Annotated in this window: 12 protein-coding genes; 7 read left to right on the top strand and 5 right to left on the bottom strand. The window is 44.4% G+C overall.

What is annotated here, in order from left to right; all coding sequences use genetic code 11:
- The first annotated feature begins 16 nt into the window (after positions 1 to 16).
- From MKY44_RS29700 to MKY44_RS29685, 4 genes are all read left to right on the top strand, one after another.
- Complete coding sequence (locus MKY44_RS29700) at positions 17 to 1,348, top strand: ABC transporter substrate-binding protein (RefSeq protein ID WP_445670704.1); 1,332 nt, start codon at positions 17 to 19, stop codon at positions 1,346 to 1,348.
- 185 nt (positions 1,349 to 1,533) lie between these two features.
- Complete coding sequence (locus MKY44_RS29695) at positions 1,534 to 2,688, top strand: copper amine oxidase N-terminal domain-containing protein (RefSeq protein WP_341010105.1); 1,155 nt, start codon at positions 1,534 to 1,536, stop codon at positions 2,686 to 2,688.
- Positions 2,689 to 3,298: 610 nt separating this feature from the next.
- Positions 3,299 to 8,464, top strand: coding sequence for an S-layer homology domain-containing protein (locus tag MKY44_RS29690; RefSeq protein ID WP_341010103.1), 5,166 nt, complete (start codon positions 3,299 to 3,301; stop codon positions 8,462 to 8,464).
- 295 nt (positions 8,465 to 8,759) lie between these two features.
- Complete coding sequence (locus MKY44_RS29685; protein WP_341010102.1) at positions 8,760 to 8,978, top strand: immunity 17 family protein; 219 nt, start codon at positions 8,760 to 8,762, stop codon at positions 8,976 to 8,978.
- 643 nt (positions 8,979 to 9,621) lie between these two features.
- On the opposite strand, the gene MKY44_RS29680 is transcribed toward MKY44_RS29685, so the two are convergent.
- Both MKY44_RS29680 and MKY44_RS29675 read right to left on the bottom strand, forming a co-directional pair.
- Entirely contained in the window at positions 9,622 to 12,210 is a 2,589-nt protein-coding gene (locus MKY44_RS29680; protein ID WP_341010100.1) for a glycine betaine ABC transporter substrate-binding protein, read from the bottom strand.
- Complete coding sequence (locus MKY44_RS29675; protein ID WP_341010098.1) at positions 12,176 to 13,405, bottom strand: quaternary amine ABC transporter ATP-binding protein; 1,230 nt, start codon at positions 13,403 to 13,405, stop codon at positions 12,176 to 12,178. The genes MKY44_RS29680 and MKY44_RS29675 overlap by 35 nt, the downstream gene beginning before the upstream one ends.
- A 501-nt stretch (positions 13,406 to 13,906) precedes the next feature.
- On the opposite strand from MKY44_RS29675, the gene MKY44_RS29670 reads away from it, so the two are divergent.
- Complete coding sequence (locus MKY44_RS29670) at positions 13,907 to 14,482, top strand: GbsR/MarR family transcriptional regulator (protein ID WP_036611216.1); 576 nt, start codon at positions 13,907 to 13,909, stop codon at positions 14,480 to 14,482.
- Between the two features lie 128 nt (positions 14,483 to 14,610).
- Here the strand turns inward: MKY44_RS29670 and MKY44_RS29665 are convergent, their stop codons facing one another.
- Together MKY44_RS29665 and MKY44_RS29660 are read right to left on the bottom strand one after the other, a co-directional pair.
- Positions 14,611 to 16,242 carry a helix-turn-helix domain-containing protein gene (locus tag MKY44_RS29665; protein WP_341010097.1) on the bottom strand — a complete coding sequence of 544 codons (1,632 nt, stop codon included), beginning with the start codon at positions 16,240 to 16,242 and terminating at the stop codon, positions 14,611 to 14,613.
- Between the two features lie 186 nt (positions 16,243 to 16,428).
- Complete coding sequence (locus MKY44_RS29660) at positions 16,429 to 17,715, bottom strand: DUF5050 domain-containing protein (RefSeq protein WP_341010096.1); 1,287 nt, start codon at positions 17,713 to 17,715, stop codon at positions 16,429 to 16,431.
- A gap of 242 nt (positions 17,716 to 17,957) precedes the next feature.
- On the opposite strand from MKY44_RS29660, the gene MKY44_RS29655 reads away from it, so the two are divergent.
- Complete coding sequence (locus MKY44_RS29655) at positions 17,958 to 18,968, top strand: Gfo/Idh/MocA family oxidoreductase (RefSeq protein ID WP_341010094.1); 1,011 nt, start codon at positions 17,958 to 17,960, stop codon at positions 18,966 to 18,968.
- 32 nt (positions 18,969 to 19,000) lie between these two features.
- Positions 19,001 to 19,987, top strand: coding sequence for a Gfo/Idh/MocA family protein (locus tag MKY44_RS29650; protein WP_341010311.1), 987 nt, complete (start codon positions 19,001 to 19,003; stop codon positions 19,985 to 19,987).
- A 3-nt stretch (positions 19,988 to 19,990) separates the two neighbouring features.
- On the opposite strand, the gene MKY44_RS29645 is transcribed toward MKY44_RS29650, so the two are convergent.
- Entirely contained in the window at positions 19,991 to 20,785 is a 795-nt protein-coding gene (locus tag MKY44_RS29645; protein ID WP_341010093.1) for a MurR/RpiR family transcriptional regulator, read from the bottom strand.
- Between the last annotated feature and the right edge of the window lie 91 nt (positions 20,786 to 20,876).

Below are 20,876 nucleotides of genomic sequence, written 5' to 3'. Positions count from 1 at the left end.
AGGAACATTTGCATTAATGCTGGCTGCACTCATGTTGGTCATTTCCGCTTGCGGAACAAAAGTGGAAACAAGCAGCCCGGCAAGTGGAGCTCAAGCAGAAGCAGCTGCAGCCGAAACAACACAATTGACGTGGTGGCATTCCATGTCTGGCGCTGGGGAGAAAGCCATTAATCAACTCGCTTCTGATTTTAACGCTAGCCATCCCGATATTCAGGTGAAGCCCATCTATCAAGGGAAGTACGATGAAAGTTTGAACAAACTCAAAGCATCCATGGGCTCAGACAGCGGTCCAGACATTATCCAGGTCTACGAGATTGGTAGCAAGTTCATGATCGATTCGGGCATGATTACACCAGTACAACAGTTCATCGACAAGGATCAGTTCGACCTGTCCCAACTGGAGCCAAACATCATCCGATACTACACCATCGATGGCAAATTGAACGCGATGCCGTTTAACACATCGAACCCGATTCTGTATTACAACAAGGATATGTTCAAAGCAGCAGGTCTGGACCCGGAGAACCCGCCGAAGACGTATGAAGAATTTGAGCAAGCGGCGAAAGCATTGGCAAAAGACGGTAAGCCAGGTGCATCCATGGCGATCTACGGCTGGTTTATGGAGCAATTTTTTGCAAACCAGAATGCAGATTATGTAAACAATGGAAACGGAAGAACTGAGGCAGCTACAGAGTCTCTGCTGAACTCCGAAGCTGGAGTGAAGACATTAACGTGGTGGAAAAAGATGATTGACGAGAAAACCCTCTCCAATCTGGGACGTAGCACAGACGATACAACAGCAGCATTTACCGCTCAGCAAATCGGTATGACCCTTGATTCCACGGCTGGCCTGCGCAAAATCGTAGAAGGTTCAGGTGGCAAGTTTGAACTGGGAACAGGCTTCCTGCCTCGTCCAGCGGATGCCAAAGAAGGCGGCGTTGTAGTGGGTGGAGCGAGCTTGTATATCATGAATAACAAATCGGAAGCGCAACAGCAAGCGGCGTGGGAATTCATCAAGTACTTGGCTACACCAGAGGTACAAGCGAACTGGAGTGTTGCGACAGGATACTTCCCTATTACGACAGCAGCCTACAATGAGCAAGTATTAAAGGATAATATGGCGAAGTACCCGCAATTCCAGACAGCAGTCGATCAATTGCACGCTTCCGCGGATTCGACAGCAACATCCGGGGCATTAATGGGAGTATTCCCGGAAGCCAGACAACTTGTCGAAGGAGCGATTGAAACGGTCTTGAATGGACAAGGTACACCACAGGAAGCATTGGATGCAGCAGCTAAACAAATTACAGACAAGATTGCGCAATATAATAGTACGGTGAAGAAATAATCTAATTTATATCCAGGTTGAATGCAGTGATTGAGCTGCATTCAATTTTTTTGTTTTACTAAAAAAAGACTAACATTTTTTGTTAATGCATCCGAAAATAGAATAGGAAGCTGAAAGGGGTATCCCAATACATGGATTCATGAAAAACAATGGACAATATTAAAAATAAGAAGGAGTACAAGTGAATGAAAAGAGTAACGGTTCTAATGATGGCATTTATGTTGTTGTTTGTTTCAAGTGTTTATGCGGAGGAACTTAAAGTTAAAGATATTGAACTCATCCCTAATACTTCAGTTTCGGTCGGTGGTAAGATTAATCTTAATATAGTTGTTGTATATGATGACGAAAATTCAATACATAGTGATAACGATCCATACTACAGAAGAAATACAGGTCTTACAAAAACAGATTATACGATCAGTGAACCTCATATACTTCAAGTGCTGAGCACTGGGATGGTAAAGGTAACAGGTGTAGGTTCTTCAACAATTACTGTTAAAGTCGAAAATGTTGAAAGATCAGTTACTATTTCAGGTAGCTTGGATGAAGCAATTGATGGAGGATACATAAAAAATGGTGTGACTCTTGTTCCGATGAAAGAGGTATTCAAGGCACTGGGAGGGAGTGTTAGTTACATTGCTCAACAGGACGCCTTCGATATTAAAGTTGGTTCTAACAAACTAACTCTTCCGAAAACGGGAACAAAAGCAACGTTAAATGGAGAGCCGCTAACTCTCAAGTCACCACTACTTGTTCAAAATGGCGTAACTTTGTTTCCTGCTTCTGTTCTCTCAGATGCTTTGGATGGAGTACTGACTTATAACTCTAAAGCTAAGCAGATGCAAATATCCATTGGTAAAGGTAAAATGACTATTAATATTGAACAACCTCAAAAACAAAACAGTGTAACAGGAACAACTCCAACAAAAGGGAAACTTTATGCTGTGCCAGCTACTGGAGATATGAAAGGGTGGAGCATTCTCAAGGGTCATCCTTACGAAAAAAGCATCCGTGTGTACTTCAAAGTCAATGGGTCAACTGTACAAATATATACTAAGGATATTAGGAAGGTAGATCTGAATAAAAAAGTAACATGGACCGATTTAGAGGGGAAAAAACACACAAATACGGTAAAACAGTTGTATACTGTTTTTGGGGAATTAAGTAATGAATATACTAGTGACATACTATATAAAATGTTTGGAAAAACATATTCAGACTGGATCGGGTCAACTTCACTGAATGCAGATCGATACGTTGACCAGTACTTGGAGGAACAAGGATTAATTGAACCCTATGGAAGTAATATTACTTTGACACCCGACACAGAAGTGTATTGAAAACCGTCTGTAACATTTCGAAAAAGTGAAATCAGTATCATTTTTCATATTTTATATTATCCCACAAGAAAGTCTCTGAGAGTAATTGGAGATGTTCTTGTGGTTTTTTTTATTGTGGTTAATTGTCTTTGTTTATTATCAGGTAATAATTAACATTCTATTAACTCATACTGATTTTGCGCTTAATAGTTCTCTTTTATACTCAGTTAATGTGGTGATCTAAAGTGATCCGTACATATCGTTTTATTATGTGAAAATGCATGTCTCAAGACTCAGGTTTTAGTGGGTTTAAAGAAATGAGGACTGTCACTAAATGTCGAATTCGTATATATATTCATTATAAATGTTAATTTAATTGACGTTAAATATTCGTATATCTAACACTTATATAACTTTAATAGGCTTAATAACGTGTTTTTAGTTAAAAGTTAGTACTATTTATTCATTATTGTAGAGATTAGTTTAGAAATGTGATATAAGTGTTCTATTTTCTTTCATAACGAAGAAATATTGTTTACACAAGTCTGTTATTCAGTTATCTTATATTTGAACTAATGTACAAGCTGGCTGAACAAATGATTGCCAAGTTGAAAACATGGGGGTAGGACGAATGAACAACAAGCAAGTGAAACGTTGGGCACAAGGGTTTCTGGTTTTCGTTCTTGTCGTTACAGGTGCGGCACCAATAGGTGGATTAAGTAGCACCGCATATGCTGATGAGGAAAGTGTAGTAACGGAACAGCCGCAAACAAGTGAACAGGAGACCTCTATACCGGATGCTGTTTCAACGGAAGAATCGTCAGATCTAGAGGAGACAGAGTCGCCGAGCAACGAAGATGGTGTTCTTGATGGAACTGAAAGTGAAGAACCAGCTGAGACGGATAATGCAGAAGCGCAGGAAGCAGACGGGACTGGAATCATAACCATTGCTGATGCGAGAGTCCTTGCACCAAATACAAATGTAGCCGTTTCAGGTGTCGTAACGTACAGTGAGCTCTCCGGAGAATTCACGAATTATTATATTCAAGACGAAGAAGCTGGCATTGTAGTCCGAGCGAAGAATCAGGTTGATGTGGGGGATCGCATTGAAGTGTATGGTCCAATTACCCACTACAGCGGACTCGTCCAGATCGAGAAGGATAAGTCAGGTTTTACCGAAGGATACATGAAGGTAACTGAGCAAAATGTAACACTCCCCGGACCCAAAAATATGGTGTCCACAGACTTTGTCAGACCAGCAGACCAAAGTAACAAAGGTCCGGGCGAAAAGTATGAGGGAATGTTTGTCGAAGTAAGAGATATTCAGGTAACACGGGGCAGTAGTTCGACGTTTTACGCTACGGATAGTCATGGTGCTGAGATGACGATTTATGCCAAAAACTCTCCTACCGCGTTAACTGTTGGCAAAACCTACGAATATGTGCAGGGTGTTCTGACATTCAACAGTAATTACGGATTAGAGATTTTGCCTAGAACAGCCGCAGATGTTGTAGAAAATAGCCTGTCTGTGATGGCAAGTGTTCCATCTGGCGGGATTCCCCGGAACAATGAAGTCACATTAACCTCTCCAGCCAAGGATGCAATTGTACATTACACAACGGATAATACAGAGCCTACTTCTTCTTCCACCGTGTACAGTAGTCCAATAGTGATTGATCAAGACATTGTAATCAAAGCTGTTGCCATTTTTAATGGACAATCAAGTGCAGTTTACACCTTTACGTATCAAATACTTCCTGATAAAGAAAACGTGCGTATCCATGATATTCAGGGGGCAGGACATACCTCTGTTTTTAACGGATACGATGTTAAGGATATTGAAGGTATTGTTACCTCTGTCAGTACAAGCAGTTTTTACATGCAAGAGCTTCCGGATAAAGTCGATGCGGATGAACGCACCTCCGAAGCCATTCAGGTATATAAACCGAGTCATGGAGTTATCGTTGGCAACCAGGTGAAGGTATCTGGCAAAGTTACGGAATATGGGGCGGTTAACGAATTAACCACCACGCAAATTACGGCGAGTACCATTGTAAAAGTAATAGATAAGGTCGATCTACCTGCACCTGTGAAGTTGGGTGTCAATGGACGTATCATTCCCATAGTCATTGACTCGGACTCTTTTGCAGAATTTAATCCCGAGACGGATGCTATAGACTTCTATGAAAGCCTGGAAGGCATGCGTGTTGAACTGGAAAAGCCTGAAATTATAGGTCCTTACTCCAGTCAACCGGGTCTGGCCGTTGTTGTGGATAATGGTGAGAATAATCCACTTCGCACACCTCATGGTGGTGTTATTCTGACCGATAACAAGAAAGATATGAATGAGAGTGATCTCAATCCGCAGCGTCTATTTATCGGCAAGAAACCTTCCAAAGCAGTTAAAACAGGCGATAAGTTGGATGGGAATGTAATCGGAGTAATGACATACTCTAGCGGCAATTTTAAGGTGAGTCCTGAAGGGAATTTGCCAGCAGTTATCCCGGGAGAAACGAAACAAGCGACTACTTCCATTGAACAAGCGGCAGATAAACTGACCATTGCTACGTTTAATGTGGAGAACTTCAGTAAAAAAGATGCCACACGAGCCAGTAAAATCGGCAAAATCATCGTGGATAATCTGAACACGCCAGACATCATTGGCATCATGGAAGTTCAGGATAACGATGGCGATGCCGACACGGGCACAACAGCGGCCAATGAGAGCTTTCAGACGCTAATTGATGCAATCAAAACGAACAACGGACCAACATATCGATATAGTGAGATTTCTCCGGAAAATAACAAGGATGGCGGGGCACCTGGTGCCAATATTCGTGTAGGATTTCTGTATCAACCGAACCGTGTATCGTTGGCTACTGGTATCGGAAAAGGAAATGCTACGACAGCGATCGCAGTCAAAGCTGACGGTAGTCTTTCCAATAATCCGGGTCGTATTGCACCAGGGGATGAGGCGTTCGCCAGCTCCCGCAAACCACTTGCTGCTGAATTCGAATTCAATGGTGAACGTGTGGTGGTGATTGCCAACCACTTCAATTCCAAAGGTGGAGACCTGAAACCTTTTGGAAACATACAGCCTGCCACTCGAAGCAGTGAAGTTCAACGTGCGAAGCAAGCTGCGTTGGTGAATGGGTTTGTGAAAGAGTTACTGAACAGAGACCCTGAGGTGAATGTCGCTGTTCTTGGTGATTTCAATGACTTCCAATTCTCAAATACATTGAACATTGTTGAAGGTAATGAACTGGACAACCTGGTAAACCAACTACCAGAAAATCAGCGTTACTCCTACATCTATGACGGCAACTCTCAGACACTGGATCACATTCTGGTGAGTAAAAATCTGACTGAGACAGCAGCCATCGAAGTGGTACATGTAAATGCCGATTTTGAGACAGCAGATGGACGAGTGAGCGACCATGATCCACTGCTCGCACAATTAAGTATTGGAGATCCAGTGGAAGAGGGGGACTTTAACCTGCGCGTACTGCACACGAATGATACGCATGCGCATCTGGATAACATCCCGCGCCGAGTAACGGCAATTAAGGAAACACGCAATGATAATACCCTGGTGCTGGATGCAGGGGACGTATTCTCGGGTACATTGTACTTCAATCTGTTTAACGGTCTGGCTGATCTGGAATTCATGAACATGATCGGATATGATGCCATGACCTTTGGTAATCATGAGTTTGATAAAGGTCCAAGCGTACTGAAAGCATTTATTGAAAAAGCAGAGTTCCCGTTTGTGAGTGCCAATATTGATTATTCAAAAGATGCGAATTTAAGTGGTTTGTACAACAATCACATCGGGAATCCGGGTGAGAAAGCCGAAATCTATCCGGCGATTATTACGGAGGTGAATGGTGAGCGAGTCGGTATTTTCGGACTGACGACACCGGACACGGTATCTCTTTCCTCACCAGGGGATGACTTGAAGTTTGTGGATTACAAAGCAAGTGCACAGGCAACTGTAGAGATGCTGCAAAATGAAGGCATCAATAAAATCATTGCTTTGACTCACCTGGGCTACTCAGAGGATCTCAAATTGGCTGAAGCCGTAGAAGGAATCGACATTGTGGTTGGTGGTCATTCACACACCATTCTGAACGCACCAGTTTTGGTGAATACCCATGCGGACCCAACTTTGGTTGTGCAGACTGGGGAATATGATGTTTCTCTTGGTCAATTGGATGTTACGTTTGATGAAGCAGGCGTATTGAAAAAGTGGAACGGCAAATTGCTGAGTCTGGATGCCAAAGATGCAAACGGCCAATTCGTCTATGCTGATGATGTGGAAGCCGCAAACAAGCTGAAAGAATATGCGCCTCAGCTGGAACAATTCAAGAAAAAAGTTATTGGTAAAACGAATGTCTTCCTGGATGGAGAACGTGGCACTGTGCGGAAACAGGAAACCAATTTAGGAAACCTGATGACAGACGGTATGCTGGAGAAAGTGAAATCCATTGTGCAGGAAAATGACGTCAAAGGATACGTGGCGATCCAGAACGGCGGTGGCATTCGAGCTTCATTCCAGACAGGGGATATTACGCTGGGCAATCTCCTGTCTGTGATGCCATTCGGTAATAATCTGTCTGCTTTGAAAATGACAGGTAAAGAAATCACAGCCGCGCTGGAAAATGGCGTTAGTGGTGTGGAAACGGGAGAAGGGCGCTTCCCGCAAGTGGCAGGCATGCGGTTCTACTACGATTCCACGAAACCAGGCGAGAAAATTGATGCAATAACCAACACCGTAACCCAAGTGGGTCAACGTGTAGTCAAAGTTCAGATTAAGAATGCAGATGGTACGTACACGGATATCGATCCGAATGGGTATTATATCGTCGCTACCAATTCATTCATGGCTAACGGTGGAGACTTCTATCGTGCTATGAGAATGGCGAAAGATGATAATCGATTCTACGAATTAAATCTGGTCGATTATGAAATCTTCCATGAACATCTGGACCGTGTAGGTACAGTTGATCAAAAGACGGAAGGACGTAGTACGGATCTGAAGGGAGCGCCACTTCCGGGGGACGGTAATGGAAGCAATCCTGGTAATGGTGGCGGCAATAATGGAAGTAATCCGGGCAGTGGTAACAGTGGTGGAAGTTCTACAACACCTACTACGCCTGTAACCCCAACCACACCGACTACACCAACCAATCCTACAAACCCAACTACGCCAACCGTTCCTGGTAATGGAGGAGGTACTAATCCAACCACTCCGGTCGTAGACCTGAAGGACATCGGAAATCACTGGGCAGCTGCTGCCATTGAGCAGGCCATTTCCCGGGGAATTGTGAATGGGTATCAGGATGGTAATTTCCGTCCGAATGCACCAGCCACACGCGCCGAATTCATTGTTATGTTAGGGAGAGCATTTGAACTTCCAGCCAACAACAAGGTATTGACGTTCAAAGATGCTGCTGGGATACCTGCATGGGCGCAATCCTTTATTGCACAGGCAGTGGATCAAGGCATCATTAGTGGGTATACGGATGATACGTTCCGTTCATCGGGCAAAGTATCGCGGGTAGAGATGACGGTTATGCTCGTCAGAGCACTCGGTCTTCCGGTACAATCCAATCCGGCACTAAGTTTCGCGGATGCAGATAAAGTACCGGCGTGGGCTGCTCCATATATCGCTGCTGCATATGATGCAGGACTGGTGAAGGGAACAGGAAAAAATATGTTTAACCCCCTCGCCGAAGCAACACGTGCTGAAGTGGTGACCCTGCTATTGTCAGCAAGCGAGTTGCAAAAGCAATAAAATGCATGATATAGACGGTTTAGAACAGCTTGCAGACTCCCATCTGCAAGCTGTTTTTTTACTAGGGCGTGTCTGAAAACTCCGAAGGAAGTAGATTTTGCCGAATTTTCGTTTCAAGCAAGGAAGTTTTCTGCAGGCGTGCCGGGGCACGTCAAGGGAAAGTGACACAGCAGGGGGTGAAAAGGCGGTGAAAGATGCACTTCAGCGAGTTTTGAGATACGCCCAATTAATGCCTGTTAATTTTCACCAAGTGAAGGTATAGTAGACAGGATTATATTGAAGGAGTGTTGACGTAATGCAAGATCAACCCGTTTTAATCGCACTATTTGCCATAGCGGCAGGAATTTTTAGTTTGCTCGGTGGTATCAACAATTGGGACTGGTTTATGAAGAGTTTTAGAGCAGGGATTTTTGTAAAGACCATTGGACGGCAGGGCGCAAGAGTGGTGTATGGTATTCTCGGTGTTGTCATGATTGCCATTGGTGTACTATTGTTGCTGGTTGGTAAAGTGTAGGAAAAGAGAAGAGAAGAGAAGAAAAGAAATGAAAAGAAAAAAATTGCAGCCTGAGTACATAATTCAGTTTCATAGCCTTTAATGTAGAAGGTAACGATTAGTACGTTTAGCTTTATGCTTGAGATTTTCGAGGTTAGTTAGGGTGTGTGGAGATTAGCATTTTAAAATGTCTTAAAGCCCAAGCCTTTATACCCTGGGGAAAGGGAGAAATTTTCCAAGGAACTCAGGATGCCTTATTTCGCCTTCAGCTCTTCTTTTTACAAAGTAAGGAACATCAGACACGTTATTTACTGGAATCCCTAACAAAAACACTGCAAACGACTGTTTTATTCTGATATAACGTGTCTCAGGTTCTTTAGATTTCTGGAATCACTTTATATCCTTGAATAAGACGTCTCCGATTCGTTAGCGCTTGTACTTGCTCTGCTCCAACCGTGGGTGAGTAGCTGACTCCTGATCCTATCCAGAGCGAAGCTTTTCATTAAAAGGGAGATAATCCACTTTAACGGCACTTCAGGTACATTCAGGCTTTCATTAGATTTGAAGACATTCCCATTCCCAAGTAACAGTTACACTCAAAAAGACCACCGAAAATTTTCGGTGGTCTTTTTACCAAATTCAGGTTTAATCATCTCAATCTGGTTTAATTATCTTTTAAATCTTCAATAGAGTTGATGTCCATATAGGCTGGTACAACTAGGCCCGTTTTGGCACCGTCCATATTCGGACCCAGATCATCGATCTGATCCTTGTACTTGTTATAATAATCTGCTGAAGTAAGTGGTAACCATGCGGCTGGTGTAGCATCTACATCACCGTTGGCGATGCCGGTCCACATTGGACCGATTTCAACTTGAAGGGAAGTCACATTGTAACCGAGTTTTTCCTTCAGAACATACTCCAGCAAGTTGGTACTTGCAATTTCGGAGTCCCACGCCACATAACTTAGTTTGATGGGTTCACCATTCACCGGGGTCAGATCTTTAGTCCACTCAGCTACTTGGTCACTATGCTTCTCTGCATAAGCTGCAGCAGCTTGTTGAGCATCTTCTCCATTTTGAATAGCTACCATAATTTCACCCATATCTTCAGCTGTCCACGAGAAGCGATCCAGGAATTCATAAGCGACAGGTTTGTCTTCCTTTAACCCTTTACGGGCAATAGTATGAATCTGTTCAGCTTCACCATAGACCCCTTCCGGGTCCTCCAGGTATTTCAGGTCGTATGCGTTGAACATCCAATGCGGTGTCCAACCAGTAACGATAACCGGTTCCTTATTCTTAACAGCTTTATCCAGCGTAGCTGTCATTGCAGCTCCTGAACCTTCAAGCAGTTTCCAGTCAGACAAACCGTATTTCTCAATGGCACTTGCTGTGGATTTCATAATTCCGGCACCCGGATCAATACCAACGATTTGGTGATTAACCTCTTCGCCCACATTGGCACTTGCCGATGGAGTGGAAGAAGCGGCACCTGTCTCCAAATCTGCAATCGAATTTACTTCAGTCATGTACTTAGGAACCACGAGGCCTGTACGTACACCTGTCATATTGGCACCCAGATCGTCCACCTGGTCTTTGTAACGTTCCCAGTAGTCTGCGTGTGTCAATGGTAGCCAAGCTGCTGGAGAGGCATCTACGTCGCCTGAGGCAACACCCGTCCACATTGGTCCGGCTTCGACTTGCAGAGCTTTAACTTTATAACCCAATTTGTTTTCCATCACATATTTCAGCAAGTTTGTACTTGCGATTTCGGAATCCCAAGCCACATAGCTTAGTTTGAATGCATCACCGTTCACTGGGGTCAGACCTTTGGTCCACTCAGCAATCTGATCGGCATGTTTCTCAGCATAAGCTTTAGCTGCTTCTTCTGCGGATGTGCCATCCTGGATAGCAGTCATCATTTCACCCATTTCATCCGAGGTCCATTGGAAACGGGACAGGAATTCAAACGCAACAGGGTGATCTTCTTTCAGACCTTTACGGGCGATGGTATGAATTTCTTCAGCATCACCGAAAGATTTCTCAGGATCTTCCAAATATTTTAGATCATATTTGTTGAACATCCAGTGCGGAGTCCAACCTGTAATAATGATTGGATCTTCATTTTTGATCGCTTTGTCCAGTGTGGCAGTCATGGCTGCACCAGAGCCTTCAATCAGAGTCCAGTCAGTTAATTTATAGTCTTCGATCGCTTTTGCAGCAGACTTCATAATACCAGCCCCTGGATCGATACCAATAATCTGATAGTTCACTTCTTGACCTACAGCATTGGCTGCTGAATTGTTGCCACCAGCCGAAGTTGTGCCACCAACGAAGTATTGTGAGAAACCAGCTACAAGCACAAGGAATGTTGCCGCAGCAGTGATCCATGCTTTTTGCTTGGCTGTAATGCGTGAGGTCTTTTTGCGACCTGGCATAAATACATTTTGTGTAAAACGGTCCAGTACAATCGCGAGTACAACAACGGCCAGACCGGCTTCGAAACCTTTACCAATTTGAAGCTGTGTTACAGCACGATAGACTTCCGCACCAATACCTTGTGCACCGATCATGGATGCAATAACAACCATGGACAGTGATAGCATGATGGTCTGGTTAATACCGGACATCACGGTAGGCAAAGCGAGTGGAAGTTGTACTTTGAACAACTTTTGCATGGAAGTTGAGCCGAATGCATCAGCTGCTTCAACCAATTCGCCAGATACCTGTCTGATACCCAGGTGAGTCAGACGAATCGTTGGCGGGATCGCAAATATAACGGACGCGATAACACCTGGAACGACACCTAGACTAAAGAATGTAACCGCAGGCAGCAAGTAGACAAATGCAGGCATCGTCTGCATGAAGTCAAGCAGCGGTGTAATGATACGTGCCGCAGTTTTACTGTATGCGAGCCAGATTCCGACAGGTACACCAAGCAGGATCGAAACCAATCCTGAAGTGATAACCAGACCAAGTGTGTCCATCGATTGGGACCAGTATCCCAAGTTATCGACGAGCAAGAACCCGATAACCGTGAATAGTGTCAGAGGGAGTCGACCTACGAGGAACGCAAGAACACCCAATATAGCAATGAACAGGAGTGGATGGGGCAGCATAAACAGCCCGGAGAAGAATCCAACTACTGCCTGAATAACAATAGAGATTACATTAAACAATCCGGAGAGCGAGGAGCTCATCCAGTCAACGATGGATTCAATCCACGATGCGAGTGGTATTTTGGGAATCATTCACAAGTTCCTCCTTTACTGCAACTTCACCGCTAAGTGCACCCAGCAGGGCACCGCGGACGATAACACCTTGCAGACGGCCATTCTCACCAACAACAGCGAGCGGCACATGGGCAGAACTTACGATCTCGAACAATTCATGAATCAGGGTCTCAGGCGACACCGTCGGCCCGTCCGTGATCAGAATATCTTTCAATAATTTGTTTTCGCGCATGGCACGGGTTGCATCTTCAGCTGTAATAACACCAAGCAGTTTGATCGAACGGTCAATGACAAACAGGTTGGAAATACCACGTTCGCGCATTAATTCGAGGGCAACACGAGGACCACGATCAAGCGTAATTGTTTCAGGGCGACGCATTACGTGAGATGCTGTAAGGACCTTGGACAGATCCACGTCTTCGACGAAGCGGGCCACATATGAGTTGGCCGGTTGAATCATGATTTCTTCCGGTGTACCGATCTGCACAACTGCGCCGTCTTTCATGAGGGCAATACGATCGCCGATGCGCAGCGCTTCGTCCAAGTCATGGGTAATGAAAATAATCGTCTTTTTCATTTTATCCTGAAGCTCGATCAACTCATCTTGCATATCACGACGAATTAATGGATCAAGTGCACTGAAGGCTTCATCCATTAGCAATACTTCCGGGTCATTGGCAAGTGCACGCGCCAAGCCGACACGTTGCTGCATCCCGCCACTGAGTTCATCCGGCATTTTGTCTTCCCAGCCCTTCAGGCCAACCAGCTCAAGTGAGGTTTTTGCTTTCTCCCGGCGTACTTCCTTATCTACTTTTTGTATTTCCAATCCATACTCCACATTATCAAGAACGGTACGGTGCGGGAACAACGCAAACTTCTGGAAGACCATGCTGATCGTTTTCCGGCGCACTTCGCGCAATTGTTCTTTGTTCATCTTGCGTAGATCCTTACCATGGACCAGAATTTCTCCGGATGTTGGTTCAATCAGACGATTGAACATCCGAACCAGTGTGGATTTACCACTCCCGGACAGACCCATAATAACGAAAATCTCGCCTTCTTTAATGTCCATGTTGACCCGGTTGACGCCAACCGTTATCTGTTTTTCTTTGGCCAACTTTTCTTTACCCCAACCTTGCTCCAGTAATTGCAGACCTTGCTCGGTTTGGGGGCCAAACAATTTACTTACGTTTTTCACTTCAAGTATGGTCATGTTTTCACCCCTTCTGATGTGTTGTGCACTTCGAACGGCTTTCAGCATCCATAAGCCCATACACTTATGCGCCCAGCCACGAAATCCGGTAGTTGTTGCTTCGCTTCCCGTCTTTCTGGGTAACGTTTTTAAGTCTAACAATACTTAACCAGTATATCAACCGAATAAACAGTACATAATGTTTGTACAGTAAAAACTGTACAAAGTTTTCCTCGCATATGCTCCATCAGTCTCCTTATTCTGCCTAATAAGGTTCCTTTACATTTGATATCGCTTTTCCTACAATAGAAAATGAGCTGAATTGAAGCTGAATTTTTTGGTTAAAAGATAGTCATAGGCAATTGTAGCCTGGTAAAGTTCCCATTTTCATACATTGGGTGAATGAAAGCCCTCTGGCATATATGATGTCCGGCCGAGTGCTTTCCCATGTAAGCAGGACTTTTAAAGTGTTGCAATTATTTCGCCAAAGACTGTGGAATGTTCAGAATGGAGGTTGCAAGCATGGGCTTGGACCATTTACAAGAGGAACAGCAGGCAACCGTGCTGAAGATTCGTAAGCGCGTCATTGAAGCCATTGGACGTAATATGGATCTTTACGGGGTTACGCTGTCTACGGGACACTTATATGGATTGCTATTTTTTGCAGACAAACCAATGACCCTTGACGATATGGGACGGGAAATGGAAATGAGCAAAACGAGTATGAGTACAGGTGTACGAACACTGCTGGATTTGAAAATGGTAAATAAAGTGTGGAGCAAGGGCTCCAGAAAAGACCTATATGAAGTGGAATACGACTGGCATCAGACGTTTACGGATTATTTTGCGATTAAATGGAGAAAAGCCGTGGAGAGTAACCTTCAGATTCTACGCAAATCAATTGAAGAACTGAATCGGTTAGTCGAAGGTCTGGATGAGCAGGCAGACGCTGAACTTATCCACATTCTGATGGAAGACAAACACAAAGTTTTGCAAGCGGAAGCATATTACAAATGGTTGGATCGGTTGATTGATACCATGGAAAATGAAGAGATATACAAGCTTGTTCCGAAGGAAGAGATCAAGGAACATTCATAATTACATGCAAAGGGCCCTTTCCGTTATAGGAGAGGGCCCTTTGGCCTGTGCGATATCTTACTGAATTATTAATGAAGGAACACGATGTAAAAGATAATCTTGCCCATCGTATCGACCTATGTTCACATCTAATGTCCGATCAGACCTGCCTGAGGAAAGACTACAGACTGCTGAGTAATCTGTTCCAGTTCGTTCAGAATCTGCAACCGGCCACCCGGGGTCCAGCATAACCGTTGCCAGTTCGATATATCGTGAACGTTACCATACAATACAGCAGGGGATCGATTCCATGATGCCGTTTGTTTCATGCGTCGGAATACCTTTTCACTGGCAGGCTGAAGCGAAGCACGATGGATCAACAGGTAATCCGTATCCAGCACGGGGATACTATCCGCAACATACTCATTTCTGGAACTTTCGGGAGATACAAGCTGAGCAGGCTGAAGTCCCAATTCAGCATACAACAAGTGATTTAATGGATGCTCGCCAGTCCCTTGTAAGCGAATGAACTGATTCGTAACCTCCATCAGAGCCAACCGTTTTTGTCCGAAATAGGGTTGCAGGTTCAGGCTTGCTTCAAGCTTGCGAAACTCAAGTTCTTTGAAATTAAGCAACGCTTGTTTCTCACGTCCGACTAGTTCGGCTATGCGAATATGGTTCTCTTTCCAGTCATCAGTGGACTCCAAGATGATGGTGGGTGCAATATTTTTCAGGCGATCGTAATAGGGCTTATGGTAAAAATCACCAATGATCAAGTCTGGCTTCGCCTGCCGAAGTTGATCGAATTGTCTGGTTAATCGGCGTTCTTGTTCATATTCATCCGTTTCTCGGTCAAACACACCTTCACCTTCCAGCACAGCTACCGGACGCAGTCCAAGCGAGGCCAAGTTCTCATGAAATCCCATAATAGATGCCGTAGCTATGCGAAGTTGATCTCTTTTCATATATATGCTGGGAGCAATCCCCAAGGTTTGTTTGAATTTGCGGCTAAAATAATACTCATTGCCATACCCGACAGATACCGCGACGTCTTTGAGGATACAGGATTCCTCTGTCAGCTGTTTTTTGGCTTTGTTTATACGTAAACGATTCAGGTAATCGGTCGGTGACATGCCTTTGGCCTTCTTGAAACTGCGTGAATAAGAGCTGGGGGTGAGTCCAGCAATCTTGGCAAGCTGATCCATGCTGATTCCTTCACTCATGTAACGTCGCATATACATAATACTGCGCTCCAAGGCAGGGTCCACTTTCTCATGATTGGCTTCCAGCCGGTTCTCCGAGAGAAACTGCAGAAGCTCATGCAGCTGGCTATGTATGCTAATAAAGTGATCCGGTTGCAGACCGCGATAGGTTTCATACAGTTGTTCTATACGTGATACAGCCTGCTGCTCATGACGAACCAGCAACCTGCCTGTCTGCCAATCCAGCGGGAAGGCGGGTGATGAGGTCATTTTCCATTCACCGCGCACTTGCTGCAAACAAACCGTATCCATGCTTAGCAATATACATTCGGTCACATTCGAGCGTGCAGCGGCCTCAATGGTTGTTCCTGGCTTCAGGACAAACAAGTTGCCCTCTTGTGCCGTATAGACTGTATCATTCAGGACCAGAACACCGTCTCCTTGCAAAATAAGACAGAGCATGGGCCGTGACACCGTCTTGCCTTGCACACGGAAATTCTCCCCACGACGCACACGGCACATGGAGGAGAGGAGCGGTAGAGATGAGGTTTCAGCAATGAAGGGAAACTGTTCAGTCATACGGACCATCCTTTTGTCTTATTTTCTTAATGATAACAATTATCATTCTCATATGGAAGATGTTTTTGAAAAATAGTTTTCGGCAACCAAAATAGGACTACCAAGAGCCGTTATGGCTACCAGGTAATCCTTTTTGTTATGGAGAAGTCCGTTGAATGGGCTATACGCCTGAATCAACAATATATGTTAGTACGGTGTCACCAATAGAATATTGTCGAGGAAAACGTCACTCATTACTTTTTTTCCTGTTCCACCCGTTTGCACGTGATACAAGCGATATTGGTCTTTGGCATTAATGTAAAACAGGCCCGCAACATCATCTCTGATATGGAATGCATCCCATTCGTCACTGGTAAGTTTGGTTACCTTGAGAGCAGTATTAACCGAATATAGACCGTTGTTGCCCGAGATGTAAGCAGCCGTAGGTGTGCCGTTGGTCAATTGATTCGCCACATACGTTACATTTGTCAGGTTCAGGTTGGCAGACTTGGTCACTTTGTTGCCCGAGACCGTTTTGGCATAAGCTTTTTTGTCTGCATCAATAAGGACAACCTTGTCTGTACCTAAGGCACTTACTTCACGAACGCTTTTGTTATGAAGCTGAAGTGTTTTAGCTGAAGTTGTTAAAGCAAACGCTTTGCCTTTGGCATAATTGTAATCCTTATTGCTGTCGAGAACGATTCCTTTGTTATACACGTAAAGATTGTTTCCCCAACCACCGGAATATACAGCATTCACATCCAGTTTGGCTTTGGGATTAACCGCAGTTGCTTTGCCAGTGTTGTAATTCACCTTATACATGACAACAGCATTGGTGGAGTAAAACTCCTCGTACGGGTCTGTATTTACCATCAGTTGCAGTTCGTTTTTGGCTTGATTCGTAAAATAACGACCTTCCACTGCGCCTGCGGCAATCCGCTGCACAGCTCCAGAACCGTTGGACGTTTTGGACACGATCCACGTGTTTCCATTAACCAACGCATTATAGTAGGCACGCCCTTTGGTTACCAGGAGGAATGGGAAGTCGGTATCAGCCTTGTCAGCAATCTTGGTGACAGCTGAAGCGTCACTATTGCCATTCGCGCGATAAATGGTACCTGTGGCGTCCAGATAATAGATGAATCCGTTATCCGTATAATAGCTGAGTACATCTGTAGCAAATGTCTCTGCCGCATCGCTGGATCCGTCATTTGGAACCCGAAGCAAGGTTGTGGAAGAAGCAGTCTGCGTGTAGTAGAGATAAGAGCCTGCCGCGAGCAAATCTACACCTTGGAAATCAATTAATACTTCTGTTGTATTGCTGCCATCCGCGGATACTTTGTACAAAACTCCGTCGGACTCATAATACACTGTGGATTGGCTAAGTGAAGCTGCCTGGGCTGCGGTTCCACCTCCCAATGTCACTGCTGCAATGAGTGTAAATAACAGCAATGTACAGATGGTGCGTTGTAAGTATGTATACCCTGTTTTCATTCGTTCATCGTCCCCTTCGTTCTTCTATATGTATGTCGTTAATTCCTTATGTTATATCGGTAAACTATGGAAGATATGTTAGATCTCAAACATGAAAAAAGAAGAGAATGAAATTGAATTTCATACACAATCCAACCTGAAATCGAATTGCGCATGATGCTGCCAATCCCGTCCCAAAGCATTCTCCGCCTGACTTGATCGTGATAACATAACTCTCAACCAGAGCAGAGGAGTGAGCGATCATGGTATTGAATATGGCGATCATCGGATTTGGGAATGCAGTGGTGAATTATCATTTGCCTTATCTGGACAAGAAAGAAAATATCAAGGTGAAGACAATATACCGTCGCGAGGAAGACCGGGTTGGCGATACAGAGCGTGAATTACTTTATCCCGAGATTACTTTTTCGACCAATGTCGAAGACATATTGCAGGATGATGAGATTGAATTAATTGTTGTTGCCACCCATGTGGATAGCCATGTTGAGTACGCCAAGCTGGCCTTGGAACACGGAAAACATGTGCTGGTGGAGAAACCTTTTGCCTCCACTTCTGCGGCAGCCAAAGATATTTTTGAACTAGCCAATCGTAAAAATCTCATCGCTATGGCGAATCAAAATCGCAGATTTGATGGTGACTTTCTGACATTGAAAAAAGTGATTGAGAGCGGCAAACTGGGGAATATTGTTGAAATCCAGTCCCACGATTATTTTCACCCACAGTACGCGAGAAGTGGATTTGGATTGTTGCATGGCTTGGCCGTGCATACCATCGATCAGTTAATCTCCATCTATGGCGTAGCTGACCGAATTAATTATGATGTTCGGAGTTTGATCGCGCCGGGTGAATCCGATGATTACATCGATATTGATTTTCGATATGGACGAATGAAGGCTACGATTAAGTGCAGTCTGCTTGTAAAGATCGAACATCCAAAATTCATTGTACACGGGGATCGAGGGAGCTTTGTTAAATATAGCAGTGGGCATCAAAAGAAAAATGGAGATGGGCGAACGAGGGTATCCATTGAAGCTGAACCGGAGGATAACTGGGGTACGATTAGTTATGTGGACGATGAGGGAACATCACATACGGAGAAAGTTCCTTCGGAAGCGACGGACTATGGCATTTTATATGATCAACTGCTTCAAGCCATTCGACATAACGGTGATAAACCGGTCAAGGATGAAGAGGTTTTATATGTATTGGATATTTTACATGACGGAATCGAAGCAGCGAAGAGAGCCAACTGACAAACAACCAACGACAGGAGCGAAACGATATGATGAATATAGCAACGATTGGTACAGGGTCCATTGTGGATGCCATTTTATCTGCGATCAATGAACTGGAAGATATTACGTGTACAGCGATGTACTCCCGGAAGAGAGAGACAGCACAGGAGCTTGCGGGTAAGTATGGGGTCGGTACCATCTGTACGGACCTGGAATCCCTATTTTCAGATACAAATGTAGATCTCGTATATATTGCTTCACCAAACAGCATGCACTATGAACAGGCCTATCAGGCACTTCAACATGGCAAACATGTCGTCTGCGAAAAACCGTTCACGTCCACGCTTCAGGAAGCAGAAACGCTGATTGCACTTGCAAAAGAAAAGAATCTGTTGTTGTTTGAAGCCATCTCCAACATTCATCTGCCCAATATTAAAGTCATACAGGAACAACTACCAAAGCTTGGTCCGATCAAACTCATCCAGTGTAACTACAGTCAATACTCGCGCAAATACAATGATCTGCTTGCAGGGCAAACACCAAATGTATTTAATCCACAATTCTCTGGTGGAGCGCTGATGGATATCAATATTTATAATCTGCATCTGGTCATGAATCTGTTTGGCAGTCCGAATACCGTATCGTATACCGCGAACCAGCATGCAAACGGTATTGATACGTCAGGTGTTGTGGTTCTCCAATATCCGGAGTTTATTGCGGAATGTGTAGGTGCCAAAGACACAAACAGCATGAACTTTGTGCTCATTCAGGGCGAGAAAGGTTATCTTCAGGTTGTGGGAGGAGCAAACGGTTGCCGGGAGATCAAGCTTCAGATCGGGAATGAGCCTGCTGAGGAGTATAATGCCCAGACCAAATCCAATTGGCTGTACTATGAGTGGGAAGCGTTCAGGGACATCCATGCAAATGGGGATCACAAACGGTGTTACGAACTACTCGAACACAGCCAGTCTGTGATGAATGTACTCATGAGTGCACGCAAGGATGCCGGGATTGTATTTGCAGCGGATCAGCGTTAATCGTTAATACGTATCGCTAATGCTGCTCATGTACAACATGTCGAAAATATAAAGTACCGAGACCATTGAAGACATTTTGGACAGTCTTAACTGTTCATTGTATCCATAAGCCAGCAGCGTTTCATCACAATGTCTGGACAGGGTTGAATGGTTGTTGCCCGTGACCGCGATGACTTTCATCTGTTTGTTGCTAAGCACTTTGGCGGCTTCAATCATGGATTGGTTCTCACCTGTGTGTGAGATAACAAAAGACAGCGTCAGGCTATTGGGATTCATCGTGTTCAAATAATGCATGTTCGGACTATTGTGAGCAATCGCAGATATGCCGAGTTCATTCCACTTGGCACAAGCCTGTTGAGCCAGATAATAATTCATATCACTGCCATAGACATCAATGCGTACGGACTCTTTGACCCAGCTAGCGATTCGTAGCAAAACAGGAGCATTTAACATCCGGCGCGTATCATCCAGCGCCTGCTGGTACAGGTAAGGAACAGAGTCGATGGCAGCCAGCACGTTGCCTTGTTCTGCAATTGCATGATCCTGCGTCTGCAACGCGGAAGGTATCTGTTGGTATTCAAGAGCAAGCTTGAGCTGAAAGTCTGGGTACCCCTTGGTACCCAGCTTTTTGCATAGGCGAACAATGGTAGATGAGCTTGTATAGGTCTGCTGAGCCAGTTCATGGGCTGTAGAATCAAATACAACTTCGGGGTTGCTCAGGATATATTTCACAATATGCTTCTCCTGTGCCGTTAATTGTGAAGCATATTTTAATTTTTGAAGTAGTTTGGATTCCATACCGTTGTTCCATTCCTCTCTAGAATCATGCCATAGCATATATCTCCACATCATAACCCGCGTATATTTATTTCTCAATCTGTATAGCGGA

Origin of the sequence: Paenibacillus sp. FSL R7-0026 (assembly GCF_038004485.1) — a bacterium.
In the GTDB taxonomy this organism is placed as follows: domain Bacteria; phylum Bacillota; class Bacilli; order Paenibacillales; family Paenibacillaceae; genus Paenibacillus; species Paenibacillus xylanexedens_A.
The sequence above is the reverse complement of the archived record's forward strand: the minus strand, read 5'-3'. Positions and strand labels throughout refer to the sequence as shown.